This is a genomic window from Cryobacterium sp. CAN_C2 (assembly GCF_015751745.1).
Taxonomy (GTDB): domain Bacteria; phylum Actinomycetota; class Actinomycetes; order Actinomycetales; family Microbacteriaceae; genus Cryobacterium.
In genome coordinates this window covers 42,772-56,587 of the sequence record NZ_JADOUX010000010.1, presented here as the reverse complement: position 1 = coordinate 56,587, position 13,816 = coordinate 42,772, and the positions used below count along the sequence as shown (strand labels likewise).

Annotated in this window: 14 protein-coding genes; 7 read left to right on the top strand and 7 right to left on the bottom strand. The window is 64.2% G+C overall.

What is annotated here, in order from left to right; translation table 11 throughout:
- The first annotated feature begins 12 nt into the window (after positions 1–12).
- On the top strand, positions 13–801 hold the full coding sequence (locus tag IWX77_RS09745) for an SGNH/GDSL hydrolase family protein (protein ID WP_196844320.1): 789 nt from the start codon (positions 13–15) through the stop codon (positions 799–801).
- A 25-nt stretch (positions 802–826) separates the two neighbouring features.
- Here IWX77_RS09745 and IWX77_RS09740 read toward each other — a convergent pair whose 3' ends face one another.
- Together IWX77_RS09740 and IWX77_RS09735 are read right to left on the bottom strand one after the other, a co-directional pair.
- Positions 827–2,068: a D-alanyl-D-alanine carboxypeptidase family protein gene (locus IWX77_RS09740; RefSeq protein ID WP_196844319.1), complete on the bottom strand. Its 1,242-nt coding sequence runs from the start codon at positions 2,066–2,068 to the stop codon at positions 827–829.
- 53 nt (positions 2,069–2,121) lie between these two features.
- Positions 2,122–2,931: a TrmH family RNA methyltransferase gene (locus IWX77_RS09735; protein WP_196844318.1), complete on the bottom strand. Its 810-nt coding sequence runs from the start codon at positions 2,929–2,931 to the stop codon at positions 2,122–2,124.
- Between the two features lie 129 nt (positions 2,932–3,060).
- Between IWX77_RS09735 and IWX77_RS09730 the strand changes: the two genes are divergently transcribed.
- On the top strand, positions 3,061–3,984 hold the full coding sequence (locus IWX77_RS09730; RefSeq protein WP_196844317.1) for a Sir2 family NAD-dependent protein deacetylase: 924 nt from the start codon (positions 3,061–3,063) through the stop codon (positions 3,982–3,984).
- 66 nt (positions 3,985–4,050) lie between these two features.
- Positions 4,051–4,644: a histidine phosphatase family protein gene (locus tag IWX77_RS09725; protein ID WP_297413167.1), complete on the top strand. Its 594-nt coding sequence runs from the start codon at positions 4,051–4,053 to the stop codon at positions 4,642–4,644.
- Between the two features lie 299 nt (positions 4,645–4,943).
- On the opposite strand, the gene IWX77_RS09720 is transcribed toward IWX77_RS09725, so the two are convergent.
- Positions 4,944–6,014, bottom strand: a complete 1,071-nt coding sequence (locus IWX77_RS09720) for a glycosyltransferase family 4 protein (RefSeq protein WP_196844316.1) — start codon at positions 6,012–6,014, stop codon at positions 4,944–4,946.
- Positions 6,011–6,946, bottom strand: a complete 936-nt coding sequence (locus tag IWX77_RS09715) for an alpha/beta fold hydrolase (protein ID WP_196844315.1) — start codon at positions 6,944–6,946, stop codon at positions 6,011–6,013. The genes IWX77_RS09720 and IWX77_RS09715 overlap by 4 nt, the downstream gene beginning before the upstream one ends.
- Before the next feature lie 116 nt (positions 6,947–7,062).
- Here IWX77_RS09715 and treS point away from each other — a divergent pair, with 116 nt between their 5' ends.
- The 4 genes from treS (at position 7,063) to IWX77_RS09695 (ending at position 11,117) form a co-directional block, all read left to right on the top strand.
- Entirely contained in the window at positions 7,063–8,760 is a 1,698-nt protein-coding gene (gene treS / locus IWX77_RS09710) for a maltose alpha-D-glucosyltransferase (RefSeq protein ID WP_196844314.1), read from the top strand.
- Between the two features lie 146 nt (positions 8,761–8,906).
- On the top strand, positions 8,907–9,599 hold the full coding sequence (locus IWX77_RS09705; protein WP_196844313.1) for a GAF and ANTAR domain-containing protein: 693 nt from the start codon (positions 8,907–8,909) through the stop codon (positions 9,597–9,599).
- A 28-nt stretch (positions 9,600–9,627) separates the two neighbouring features.
- Entirely contained in the window at positions 9,628–10,341 is a 714-nt protein-coding gene (locus IWX77_RS09700; RefSeq protein WP_196844312.1) for a GAF and ANTAR domain-containing protein, read from the top strand.
- A gap of 89 nt (positions 10,342–10,430) precedes the next feature.
- Complete coding sequence (locus IWX77_RS09695) at positions 10,431–11,117, top strand: exonuclease domain-containing protein (RefSeq protein WP_196844311.1); 687 nt, start codon at positions 10,431–10,433, stop codon at positions 11,115–11,117.
- A 144-nt stretch (positions 11,118–11,261) separates the two neighbouring features.
- Here IWX77_RS09695 and IWX77_RS09690 read toward each other — a convergent pair whose 3' ends face one another.
- The 3 genes from IWX77_RS09690 to glgA all read right to left on the bottom strand — a co-directional run bounded on the left by IWX77_RS09690 (position 11,262) and on the right by glgA (position 13,754).
- Positions 11,262–11,513 carry a type B 50S ribosomal protein L31 gene (locus IWX77_RS09690; RefSeq protein WP_092107894.1) on the bottom strand — a complete coding sequence of 84 codons (252 nt, stop codon included), beginning with the start codon at positions 11,511–11,513 and terminating at the stop codon, positions 11,262–11,264.
- Positions 11,514–11,707: 194 nt separating this feature from the next.
- The gene (locus tag IWX77_RS09685; RefSeq protein WP_196844310.1) at positions 11,708–12,490 is read right to left on the bottom strand and encodes an ABC transporter ATP-binding protein; all 783 of its coding nucleotides are present in this window, start codon (positions 12,488–12,490) and stop codon (positions 11,708–11,710) included.
- An 82-nt stretch (positions 12,491–12,572) separates the two neighbouring features.
- Complete coding sequence (gene glgA, locus IWX77_RS09680; RefSeq protein WP_196844309.1) at positions 12,573–13,754, bottom strand: glycogen synthase; 1,182 nt, start codon at positions 13,752–13,754, stop codon at positions 12,573–12,575.
- Positions 13,755–13,816 lie beyond the last annotated feature (62 nt).

Here is a 13,816-nt window from a genome sequence, read left to right as displayed (position 1 = left end):
CAGAATGGTTTGATGACAAAGCAACAGCATCCATGGTCGCGCTATGTCGCGCTCGGTGATTCGTTTACCGAGGGCATCGGCGATCCTGAGGAGCAGAGCCCCGGCGGACACCGGGGCTGGGCTGATCGAGTCGCCGAAATCTTGAGTGACGGCACCGAGGATTTTGCCTATGCCAACCTTGCCGTGCGAGGCAAACTCATTCGGCAGATTGCCGAGGAACAGATTGCGCCGGCCTTGGCCTTGCGCCCGGATCTCATCACCATCTCGGCCGGCGGCAATGACGTGATTCGCCCCGGTACCGACCCGGATTTCATTGCGAGCCGCTGTGAGGAAGCAATTTCCCGGTTGAGCCAGGACGGTGCCACGATCGTCTTGTTCACCGGTGCCGACGTGGGCTTCTCCCCCGTTTTTCGCAGCATTCGCGGCAAGGTCGCGATCTACAACGAGAACTTGCGGGCCATCGCCACGAACTACGACTGCATCGTGGCCGATATGTGGCAGCTGACCGAGATCCAGGACCCGCGCATGTGGGCCCCGGACCGACTGCACCTGAACGCGCTCGGCCACCATACGGTAGCGCGCATGGTGCTGGCGACCCTCAATGTGAAGAATTCTCTCGAACCGAGCGCACCCGAGCCGATGCCCGGCACCAGCTGGCGTCAGGCTCGCACCGAAGACTTCGCTTGGGCGCGGGAATACCTCGTACCCTGGGTGCTGCGGCGGGTGCGTCACCAGTCGTCCGGCGACCACGTACTGCCCAAACGCCCCGACGCCGGCCCTTTCGCCCTGCCGCCGGTCTGAGCGGGTGCGCCGGTTGAGAGCGCGGTCAGCCTGCGGCGAGTTCGCCGGGGTGCCCCATGCGCCAGGCCGGGCCCGGATCGGTGAGGCTGTGCTTCAGTTCGAGCGGCACCGTCACGGTTGTGGGAGTTGCTGCGCCGATCGTGAAGGACACCGTGCCCACCTCGTCGCCGGCGCGGCCGAGCTGTACCTCGGCCGCCATCGCGGCGCCGGTGATCGGTGAGTCCGACCAGACCAGAACGGATGCCGCCCGTTCGGCGACAATGTCGCTCACGTCACCCCACTGGGTCGTGTAACTGCCGAACACAGCACCTTCCTCGGCCAGGACGACGTCGTGGAAGCCGGGCTGCACGCTCTTGATCAGCGCGGAGATCGCAGAATTGAGTTCGGAGTGCGTAGCGCCGCCGAGTACAACGCCAACGAGGGTGACCGTGCTGGTGCCGACCGTGAAATCGGTCGAAAACAACAGACAGGCACCGGCGACATCCGTTGTGCCCGTCTTGATGCCGTCAACACCATCTCGGCCGAGCAACTTGTTCGTGTTGGTGATGGAGCCGATCAGAGGCAGGACCGCGGACGGTAAGGCCACGATTTCGGCCAGGGCCGGGTGACCGACCACGAGTTTGCCGATCTCGACGAGATCGGCTGGGCTGCTCACGCTCAGCGTTGATAGGCCGCTGGTGTCGGCGACGCTGGTCTGGGTCAGGGCGTTGTCGGCTAGCCAGGTTGTCGCGGCCGCCAGATAGTTGTCCACAGATCCGTACGCCCATACCGCGAGGGACGCCGCATAGTTGTTCGCCGAGGGCAGCAGCATTGCCTCAAAGGCCTGACGCTGAGTGAGCACCATTCCGGACACGACGGGAGCCACCGAACCGTTTTCGGCGATCACGTCGTAGTAGATATCCACGTCGGCGGCGGTGAAGGTGATGTCAGGCCCGGTTTCACCGGCGCCGATCGGCTTCGCATCGAGGATGACGAGGGCGGTGATCATTTTGGTGATGCTCGCGATCGGCACCGTGTCCTGCTGGCCGCTCGAGGCCAGGACACCGGGAAAACCGACCGCGCCGAACGCGCTCTCGCCGAAGGCCGGCCAAGTCGGTGCGGCGACCGGCTGGGTCAGAGCGACCGGCTGCACGAGGGCTGCGGCGCTCGCCGGCACAGGGGCCAGGTTGGTGGCGCCGACATAACCCACTCCGCCCACCACCACGAGAAGGACACTGACGACGGCGAGTCGCCGCCGTCGGAGAAGAACGCGCCGGGAAGGGGACATTCGTTCAGCCTAACTTCTTCGAAGTGTGAAACCGGCCCGTCGGCCCCGGGTATTCACGAACGCACGCGCAGGGCGTACAGCGCGACCGCGCTCGCGGAGGCGACGTTGAGCGAGTCGACGCCGTGCAGCATCGGAATCGTCACGACCGTGTCCGCGGCGGCGAGAGCGTGCTGGCTGAGACCGTCGCCTTCGGCGCCGAGGATGATGGCGAGCCGTTCCGGCGCCGCCTCGGCGAACACGTCGAGGGAGACCGCGGAGTCGGCCAGAGCCAGGGCGGCCAGGTGAAAGCCGGCGGCGTGCAGCAGCGGGGTGGCCACGCTCCACTCCGGCAGCCGAGTCCACGGCACCTGCAGCACGGTGCCCATGCTCACGCGGACACTGCGCCGGTAGAGTGGGTCGGCACATCGCGGTGTGATCAGCACGGCGTCCGCGCCGAGCCCGGCGACGGAGCGAAAGATGGCACCGACATTGGTATGGTCAACGATATCTTCGAGGATGACAATGCGGCGGGCACGCGTCAGCAGCGCCTCCACCGGTTCGAGCGCCGGGCGGTGCATGGCGGCGAGGGCGCCGCGGTGAAGGTGGTAGCCGGTGAGCTGCTCCAGCACGCCAGCATCACCGACGTAGACCGGAACGTCGGGCCAGTCGGCCAGCAACCGTTCGGCGTCGGCCATCCACTGTTCCTGAATGAGCAACGACCGGGGCCGATGCCCGGCGTTCAGCGCCCGGGCGATCACCTTGGGTGACTCGGCGATATACAGGCCACCTGCCGGTTCCAGGACCCGTCGGAGGGCGACATCGGTCAAACTTGAATAGTCGGCGAGACCCGCACTGGACAGGTCGGTAATGCGGGTGATCTGCACGAAAAAGTGCCTTTCGGGACGAGTGATTAAGCGCAAGCCTGACAGGTGGGTAGTCAAACAGGAAAACAGACGAGTTTAGAATCAGGGGACGGGCATCCTTTTCTGCTCGCCCTGCCGAAAGGAGCGCCGATGACAGCCGACGCGGCTCTGCCCAGCGACACGTCGTTGGTCGACGCGCTCGAGCCGGCTGACGCTCCCGATGCCGCCGCCGTGCTCGACTCGGCGGTCGCCCTCGATTCCGAGCGGGCAGTGGATGCTGTCGCCACGTTGCTGCGCGGCAAACGTGCCGCCGTGCTCACCGGCGCTGGCCTCAGCACCGATTCTGGCATCCCCGACTATCGCGGAGAGGGCGCGCCGAAGCGCACCCCGATGACCTTTCAGACCTTTGTCGCCGACGAACGGTCACGCAAACGCTATTGGGCCGGCAGTCACCTGGGCTGGCCTGTGTTCCGCCAGGCTGAACCCAACCTCGGGCACCGGTCGCTCGCACAGTTGGAGAGCGCCGGCGCCATTGCCGGTGTCATCACCCAGAACGTCGACGGCCTGCACACCCGCGCTGGCTCCCGCCACGTGGTCGAGCTGCATGGTTCCCTCGACCGGGTCATCTGCCTGGCCTGTGGTCAGGCCTTCGGCCGGGACAGCATCGCTACGCGGCTCGAAACGGACAACCCGGTGCTCCGCGACCCGAAGAATATTCGCATCGCTCCCGACGGCGACGCCGACGTGGGAAATATCGATGACTTCGTGGTTCCGGAGTGCACGGTCTGCGGCGGCATGCTCAAGCCCAACGTCGTGTTTTTCGGGGAGCTGGTGCCAACGGAGACCTTTCTCGAAGCATCCGCTGTGATTCAGAGCGCCGAGGCCCTCATCGTGGCCGGATCGTCGCTGGCGGTGAATTCCGGCATCCGTCTGGTGGAACAGGCTCGCCGCCGCAAGCTGCCGATCATCGTCATCAACCGCGGCGTGACCAAGGGTGACGGGCGGGCGCTGCACAAACTCGAAGCCGGCACATCCGAAACCTTCGCCGCACTGGCCTACCGGCTGCTGGGCTGAACTCGCGTGTTCGCCGACGCACACAGGGATGTCGAGGATGAATCAGCCACGACGACGTTTTGCATCGTGCGTCACGGTCAGACCGACTGGAACCTCTACCAACGGATTCAGGGCAGTACGGATATTCCGCTGAACGCGACCGGGAGAGCGGAGGCTGCCGCCGCTGCGAAGCGACTGCAGAGCAGACGCTGGGATGCCATTGTGTCCAGTCCGCTGGCGCGCGCGGCGGAGTCAGCCCGCATCATCGCGGCAGAACTCGGTCTGAACGACCCGCAGATTGTTCCGGCACTCACCGAACGCCACCATGGCGCCATCGAAGGACTCACCTTCGCCGAGCGGCAACACCGATTTCCGGACGGCATGGCTGTTCCGGGGTTGGAAACCCGGCGTGATGTCGTCGATCGGGTTCTGGCCGCCCTGTCGAGCCTGGCGATTGGGCGAGCCGGCCAGTGCGTATTGGTGCTCAGTCATGGCGGCATCATTGGTACGCTTCTTCGCCACGCGACCGCGGGCGAGCGGCCACGACACGGCGAATCCATTGCCAACGGATCCGTGCACGATTTTCGGTGGGAGAATGATCAACTGCTGCTGACCCACTTCGACGCGACGCCGCGCACGCCGGACGATCGCGGCGATACCGCCGCGTCGCCCGTGCGGTGAGGCCCGCCGTCTGATCTCCACCAATCCTTCTATCCGGCACGAATCAATCGCGATAGAGCGAGCGTTCGGTCGGACTGCCGCGAGGCCTCGCGCCGCGGCGCGGGGGTTGCGCCGCTGCGCGGGAGTTGTGGCCCGGCCACAGATCGCACGCCACGCGTCGCGCGGGACCTGCGCCGCTGCGCCCGAGTTGCGCCTCCCGCGCAGTGGCGCAACTCCCACGCGCCGTGAAATGCTCTCCAGGAGGGCCGTCGAGGCCTTCAATCCAGGGCGCTTGGACGGGATCGACGGCGCGCACCGGGCTACACGGTGCGCTCGGTTCCCTCCAACACTCCGAGCAGCGTGCGGGCCGACGCCGCCCAGGTGAATCGGGCGGCCTGATCGATCGACTGGGCGGACCGGGCTTCCCACTCCCCCTGGTACGCAAGGCGTCGAACGGTCGAAACAATGGCAGCAGCGCTGTGCGGGTCGAAGTACAGCGCCGCGTCTCCGCCGATTTCACGAAAGATCGGAATATCGCTGACCACGACGGGGATGCCGATGCTCATCGCCTCGACCAGGGGAATTCCGAAGCCCTCATCGAGTGAGGCGGTCACGAGCGCGGTCGCCGTGCGCAACACGCGATGGTACTCCTCATCGGTCACCCCGTCGTGAAAGACGAGCCGGGCCTGCGGTGCCAGACGGGCCAACCGGGCCCGTTCGGTCGCCGACACCCGGCTGAGCAGGTGCAGCTCGTATTCCGGCAGATCGGCCAGGGCCAGCACGAGCGTGTCGAGGTTCTTGTACGGCATGAAGGAACCCATGTAGATCAACCGTGTGGTTTCCGGAATGCTCCGGTGGCTGGGTCTGCCCGGAACGGTATCGGCGGCGTTCGGCACCACGGTGACCGGGCGCCGGGTGAGATGGTGATCAGCGATCAGCGAACGTGTGGTCTCGGATACCGTCACGATGCCGTCGGCGCCGTTCAGCAGCATCCGCTGTGGCCACCACGACAGGTGGTAGGCGCGCCAGACCAGCCGGATAAACAGGGAGAGATCACGTGGCGGTGTGCGGTTGCGGTAGTAGATAAGGTCGTGCACGGTCAGGTATAACCGGTATTTGCGGCCCCAGGAGCCCATCGTCTGCATCGGGCTGAACACCACGTCGGGCTTCAGCCGGTTGACCGACAGGGCGACCAGCGGTTCGAGCAGGCTGGTCGGGGCCCGCACGAGCTGCCAGGGCAGGGCCGGCAACATCGCGAGCTGACGATGGTCGCTGATCAGCATGGTGAGCGGATGCAGGCGGCCCAGTTCGGTGACCAACCCCGCCGTGTAACGGCTGATGCCGTCGTGCTGATCGAGGCGCACATAGCGGCAGTCGATGACAATTCTCATAGCGGTCGCTCCTCGGCAAGAAATTCCCGAATGAACACGGCGGCCGGTTTCGGCTTTTCGTAGTGGATGAGGTGGCCGACGTTCTCGATGACCCGCAACGTCGCGTTCGGAAACAGCGTCTGCAACCGATACTGGGCGGACAGCGGCGTGATGTCGTCTTTGTCGGCCGCGATCAGAAGTGTTGGCTGCCGGATGCGCGCGGCGAACTCGCTCACGTCATGGCTGACCGAGGCGGTGAACGCGGCCATCACGACCTGACGGTTGGCGAAGGCACTGAAGTAGCGGTCGTGCTGATTGTGAATCCAGCGCCGCAGGGCACTCTCCCGCGTCTTGGCCATGCTCACGCTCATCATGCGCACGATGGCACGGTTCTGCAACAGTGCGTAGCCCCAGCGCTCCGGCAGGGTCGCAGCGACCCAATAGTAAAACACCGCCAGTCGGGTCAGCACACCACGCGGCCCGGACAGGGCCGGCGCGGCGATCGGATTGATCAGGATGACATCGTCGGCCGTCAGGCCTTCGGCCACGGCCGCAGCGACCACGATCGAACCGAAAGAATGGCCCAGCACGACCAGGCGCCCGGCCGGGGCGAGCACTCGGAGAAACTCCCGGAGCCAACAGGCGTATCCGGTCAGGGAATGCTCGCCGTCGGGGAGCGGGGCCGACTCGCCGAAACCGGGAAGGTCGGGTGCCACGATGTATAGGTCGGGCGGATTCGAGTCGCCACAGAGCAGCTCGGCCACGATCAGTTGCAGACCGTGGTGGTCGCCGCGAAAGCCGTGAACGAGCACGAGAATGGTGGCCGCGGTGGGGACGCCATACTCCCAGTACCGAGTGTCACTGCACGCTCGGTCGAGGCCTGGAACGGATGCGGTGAGCTCACGCACCGGCAGGCGCTCCATAAGCTTGTCGTAGGGAGAAGAAACGATCATCGGCCCTAGTTTAGGCGCGAGACTCACACAAGGCTGGACGTGGACCCGGGTGGTCGATCTAGACTCTACCCACCATATGCATCGAAAAAGCCCTTCGCGGGGACGGAAGGAAAGCCGTGAGCTTTACCGCACCCATTCAGCTGCCCGGTTTGGCCCTCGATCCGCGGTGGTATCGCCGTGCCGTCTTTTACGAGGTAATGATCCGGTCCTTTGTTGACAGCAATGCCGACGGGTCGGGCGACCTGTCGGGCCTGGTTTCCAAGCTCGACTACCTGCAGTGGCTCGGCATCGACGCCCTGTGGATTCCGCCGTTTTTCAACACTCCGCTGAAAGATGGCGGCTATGACGTCTCGGACTACCGCACGATTCTGCCGGAATTCGGCACCCTCGAGGAATTCAAGGACCTCGTAACCAAGGCGCACGAACGCAATATGCGCATCGTGATCGACTTTCCGCTCAATCACACCTCGGACCAGCATGAGTGGTTCCAGCAGTCCCGCGAAGACCCCGACGGACCTTACGGAGATTTCTACGTCTGGAGTGACACCGACGAGCGCTACCCCAACATTCGCATCATCTTTACCGACACCGAAGAATCGAACTGGGCCTTCGACCCGGTGCGTCGGCAATTCTTCTTTCACCGGTTCTTCTCGCACCAGCCCGACCTCAATTTCGAGAACCCGGCCGTACAGGAGGCCATCTTCGATGTCGTGCGCTTCTGGCTCGACCTCGGCGTCGATGGCTTTCGGCTGGATGCGATCCCCTACCTGTTCGAGTCCGAGGAGGGCAACGGCGAGGGCGAGCCGCCGACCCACGAGTTCGTCAAACGGTTGCGTGCCATGGTCGACCGGGACTACCCCGGACGGGTCATGATCGCCGAAGCGAACCAATGGCCGCGCGAAGTCGCCGCCTTCTTCGGCACCGAAGACGAACCGGAATGCCACATGGCGTTCGATTTTCCGGTCATGCCGCGCATCTTCTATTCCCTGCGCTCACAGCAGGCCAATGAATTGGTGCGGGTACTCTCTGAAACGACCGACATTCCAGAAGGGGCCGGTTGGGGCGTCTTTCTGCGCAACCACGACGAGCTCACCCTCGAAATGGTCAGCGAGGAATACCGCCAGGCCATGTATGGCTGGTACGCCTACGACCCACGGATGCGCGCAAATATCGGCATTCGCAGACGGCTGGCGCCGTTGCTCGACAATTCCCGAGCCGAGCTGGAGCTCGCCCACGCCCTGCTCTTTGCCCTTCCCGGCAGCCCGTTTCTCTACTATGGCGATGAGATCGGCATGGGCGACAATATCTGGCTTCCCGACCGGGACAGTTCACGCACACCGATGCAGTGGACTCCCGATCGCAATGCCGGCTTCTCCGATGCCGACCCCGGCAAGCTCTTCCTGCCAATCGTGCAGTCCCTCGTCTACAATTTTACGCAGACCAACGTGGAATCCCAACTGGCCCAGTCCGGTTCGCTCCTGCACTGGATTCGCAATGTGATCCACGTGCGCAAGGCGCATCCAACCTTTGGGCTCGGCACGATCCGCGTACTCAAGACCAACCACGAATCGGTACTCGTGTTCACCCGCAGTCATGCCGGCTCCGGTTCTATATTCGGTGACCAACCAGAAACCGTGATGTGCGTATTCAGCTTTTCGCACAACCCGGTCGCGTTCACGATCGACGATGTCGACATGGCCGGAACCCGGCTGTACGACCTGTTCGGCGGTGCAGTTTTTCCCAGTTTCAACGAGGAAGGCTCGCTCACCCTCACGCTCGGCGCGCAGAGTTTCTACTGGTTGCACTGCGGATAACTGCGGATCGAACACAGACGGGCTGGTTGCCGGCGGACCGTGAAGAATTGTCGCGTTAGACACCGACAATTTCTTTGTCGCGACGCTCTCACCACGTATTCTGGGGCTAGGCAAGCAATCGCCCAGGGTCTGGAGGCCGGCCGATCGTGGCGGAATGGTCCAGCACAGACGGTGGAGTCGAAGACACGCGCTTGTGCGCCCGTTTTCTCGTCGAGTTACCGGTGAACGGTGCCGCGGTGTCCGTGTTTGGTGGGGCGGTTCCCGAGACGGTCGTCTGTGCCACCGATGGCCTCGCCGCCCGTCTCGATGAGCTGCAGTTCGATCTCGGCGAGGGTCCGCGTTGGGAAGCGGCCCGCACTCGCCTTCCCGTCCTCGAACCGCGGGTACGCGAGGTGGAGCATTCTCTCTGGCCGATCTTTCACACGGCGCTGATGGACACCGACGTCGCAGCGCTCTACGTTTTTCCCCTCACGCTCGGCGCAATCAATGTCGGTATCGTTGAGCTCTACAGCACGACCCCGGGGGCGCTCGATCGCACAGACCGGGCGAAGGCCCTGGTGCTGGCCAACCAGACCGCGTGGAACCTGCTCGATCGACTGCTCCGGGTGCAGGAATCAGCCGTCACCGGGTCGGCGGCGTCGGCGGTGTCGGCAGCCTCTCCGCTGTCGCGGCGAGAAATTCACCAGGCCACTGGCATGGTGCTGGTGCAGATGAACGTCACACCGACGGATGCCCTCCTGTTGCTTCGCGCGCACGCATATTCGCATGGTCGAACCGTTCGGTCCGTCGCCGGGGACGTCGTCGCACGACGTCTGCTATTCACGCCAGACTCTGACTAAATTACAGAAATCGTTCTAGAATTCAGTCATGGTCACTCAGACTCGCGCCTCAATGGTGAGCGCCGCCTTCGTGAAGTTGACGGACACTCTGGTGGGCGAATATGACGTTCTCGACGTGCTGCACACTCTCGTTGAGGCATGCGTTGAGTTGCTCGACGCCACTGCGGCCGGCCTCCTGCTGGCCGACCCGACCGGGGAACTCCAGGTCGTCGCTTCGACGAGCGAAGAAAGCTACCTCGTGGAGGTTTTACAGCAGCAGGCCGGCACCGGTCCGTGCGTGGACTGCTACCTCACCGGCAAAGTCGTCACCCTCGGCGACATAGCCGCTTTCGCTGACACCTACCCGGTTTTCGTGGCAGCCGCGCTGTCGCAGGGTTTTCGTTCGGTCCACGCCATCCCGATGCGGGTGCACCATCGGACGATCGGGGCGCTCAATCTGTTTCGCACCGAGCCCGGCGATGTCACCCCCGAAGACGCTGCGATCGGCCAAGCCATGGCCGATGTCGCCACAATCAGTATCCTGCAGGAACGCACCGTGCGCGAAGACGCCGTCGTCAACGAACAGCTGCAGCGGGCGCTGAACAGTCGCATTCTGATTGAACAGGCTAAGGGGGTCATTGCCCAGATCAGCACGGTGGACATGGACGAAGCCTTCAAGCGACTGCGAGCGGATGCCCGGGCGAACAACTACACCATGCGCGAGAGCGCCGAAAACGTCATCAACCGGCGCATCACGCTCTGATCCCATCAGGGATTGATGCTGCCACCATCCCAGCAGCTGCCGGGCGAGTGCAGCAGCTGCCTGTCGGTGGTCGGCCCTAGGGTGGGAGCATGAGCACCTGGAGCGATCACCTCGCCGTATTCGACCTTGAAACCACCGGCATCGACGTGGAAACCTGCCGCATCGTGTCGGCCACCGTCGCCGTTCTCGACGCGAGCGGTACGGCCGTGGAGCGCATTGATTGGCTCGTCGATCCGGGCGTCGACATTCCGGCCGGGGCTACCAACGTGCACGGCATTACGACACGGCATGCCGTAGAGCACGGCCGTGTCGCGGCTGAGGCTGTGGCCGAGATCGTTGCGGCCCTGCGTGGTTATCTGAGCGACGGTCTGCCCATCGTGGCCTACAACGCTCCATATGACCTCACCCTGCTCGACCGTGAAGCTGCGCGCTACGGCGTTGCCCCGTTGGTCTCCCCCAGTCCGGTCGTCGATCCCCTCGTCATCGACAAGGCCGTGGACAAGTATCGCAAGGGAAAGCGCACCCTCGAGGTCACGAGCGCGTTCTATGGGGTCACTCTCGAGGATGCCCATGATGCCGGAGCCGACGCGATTGCGGCCGGTCGTGTCGCGCAGGCGATTTACCGCGCGCACGAAGGCGCCCTGCCGACCACTCTCGACGAGATGCATGCGCTGCAGGTCACCTGGTATCGCCAGCAGGCCGAAAGCTTTCAGGAATATATGCGGCGCGGCCGCGATCCCGAATTTCAGGCTGACACCGCCTGGCCCCAGCGCTGACCGCGATAACGCTGCGGGGGTGCAAGCTGCCCAGCCCTGCCCAGCCCTGCCCAGCCCCGTGAAGCCCCGTGAATCCCCGTGAAGCCGACACAGGGAAAGCGACCAGCCGAAGATGGTCGCTTTCCCTGTTCTGAAAACCGGGTGCTACTTGCCGAAGCCCTTGTAACGCGAGTTGAACTTCTCGACCCGACCGGCGGAGTCCATGATGCGCTGCTTGCCCGTGTAGAACGGGTGCGACTCGGAGGAGATTTCCACGTCGATGACCGGGTACGTGGTTCCGTCTTCCCACTCGATGGTCTTCTTGCTGGAGACCGTCGAACGAGTCAGGAAGGTCGCGCCGGAGGCGAGGTCGCGGAACACGACGGCAGCGTACTCGGGGTGAATATCAGACTTCATGAAAATTTCCTTTTGCACTTCTGGTGGACAGACTTGTAACTGGTCACAGTGCTGTTCGATTGTTGGGCCCCGCCGCCTGAGACGACGACAAGCTGGTTGGCCAAATGACCAGCCTTTACTTTAGCAGAAAGCCCGGCAGTGCGAGCGCTCGTGTTCGAGACCTCGTCCCCGAACCCTAGTGTTCAAACGTCCTCTCAAAGCGAGCGTGCCGAGTAGCGGCCGTCGGTCTCGGTGAGTTCGACGGTCAGGCCAAAAGTGTCCGTGAGGGACTGGGCAGTCAGGGCCTCACCGATCGGGCCGACGGAGACGACCTTGCCGCCCGACAACAGCAGCACGTGGGTGAAACCGAGCGGAATCTCCTCAACGTGGTGGGTGACCATGATGATGGCTGGCGAGTTGGGTTCCTTTGCGAACCCGCTGAGCAGCTGCAGGAGGGACTCCCGGGCGCCGAGGTCGAGGCTTGCGGCAGGTTCATCGAGAAGCAGAATCTCCGGGTCGGTCATGACCGAGCGGGCGATCTGCACGCGCTTCTGCTCGCCGTCGCTCAGCGTGCCGAACTTGCGGTCGGCGAGCTGGTCGAGGTTCCATTCCTGCAGAACACGCTGGGCACGGCGTTCGTCAATGGACTCGTATTCCTCGTTCCATCGGCCGGTGACCGAATATGCCGCCGTCATGACGACGTCGAGAACCTTTTCCTGGCCGGGGACCTTGCGCGCCAGAGCGGTCGAGGCGAACCCGATCCGGGGCCGCAGCTCGAAGACATCCGTCCCACCGAGCGTCTCATCCAGCACCTCGGCCTCACCGCTCGACGGGTGCATGAAAGCGGCGGCGATCTGCAGCAGGGTGGTCTTGCCGGCACCGTTCGGACCGAGAATCACCCACCGTTGGTCGTCGTCGACGCTCCAATTCACTGAGTCGAGGATGGTGGTGCCACCCCGGACAACGGAGACGTCGGTGAAATGCAAAACGTTGACCATATATCCATGTTATCGGGCAGGGCCGGTCGCGAAAGACGCCGGGCCCGTCGCAGCGACGGGTCCGGCAGCCTGACCGGGTCATTCAGAGCAGAGACGCATAGATCTCTCGAGTGCGGGTGGCGATCTGGCTCCAGCCGAACACCTGCTCTGCGCGCAGGCGGCCGGCACGCCCCATTTCGGCTGCGCGGGACGGATCGTTCACCACCTCGGTGAGAATGCGGGCCAGGTCGGCGACGAACTGCTCCGGACGCAACGGGGTGCCCGTGCCGTCGGTGAGTTGCTCGATCGGAACCAGTCGCCCGGTCTGGCCGTCGGCGACGACCTCCGGGATACCTCCGGTGGCCGTTCCGACGACGGCCAGGCCGCACGCCATGGCCTCCAGGTTGACGATTCCGAGGGGTTCGTAAATGGACGGGCAGACGAAGACCGTGCCGTGGGAAAGTACGGCTGCCAGCTCGGGCTGGGCCAGGAGCCGGTTGATCCAGACGACTCCCGAGCGTTGCAGCTGCAACGCCTCCACTCCGGCGGTCACTTCAGCCAGAATGCCTGGAGTGTCGGGGGCGCCAGCGCACAGCACGAGTTGCACCTCGGGCGGTAGCAATGTTGCGGCGCGCAACAGGTACGGAAGTCCCTTCTGCCGCGTGATGCGGCCGACGAAAACCACGGACGGACGGTCAGGATCGATTCCCAGTCCGCGGACGAAGTCGGCGTCGAGTCGAGGTTTCCAGCGGTCGAGATCGATGCCGTTGTACACCGTGTGCACCCGGCTCTCGTCGAGTGCGGGGTAGCTGCGCAGGATATCGCGACGCATGCCGTCGCTGACGGCGATCACGGCATCCGCTGCCTCAAAGGCCGTCTTCTCGATCCAGCTCGATACACGGTAGCCGCCGCCGAGCTGCTCGGCCTTCCACGGGCGCAATGGTTCGAGACTGTGGGCGGTGACGACGTGCGGAATGCCGTGCAGCATCTTCGCAAGGTGCCCGGCCGCGTTGGCGTACCAGGTGTGTGAGTGCACCAGATCGGCACCAGCAGCGTCCTGCGCCATCTGCAGGTCGACACCGAGAGTGCCCAGGGTTGCGTTGGCCTCGACCAGTTGGGCGGGCACCTCGTAGGCAAAGGTATCGGTATCCGAGCGGGGCGCGCCGAAGCACCGCACCGACACGTCGATATCTTCGCGGAGCGCCCGCACGAGCTCCGTTACGTGCACGCCCGCTCCCCCGTAAATCTCCGGGGGGTACTCCTTGGTCATCAGATCCACTCGCATGGAGCAAAGGTAGCGCAGCCCGAGCCGACGCACACCCAGGGTGCTAGTCGAGTTGCCCGGTT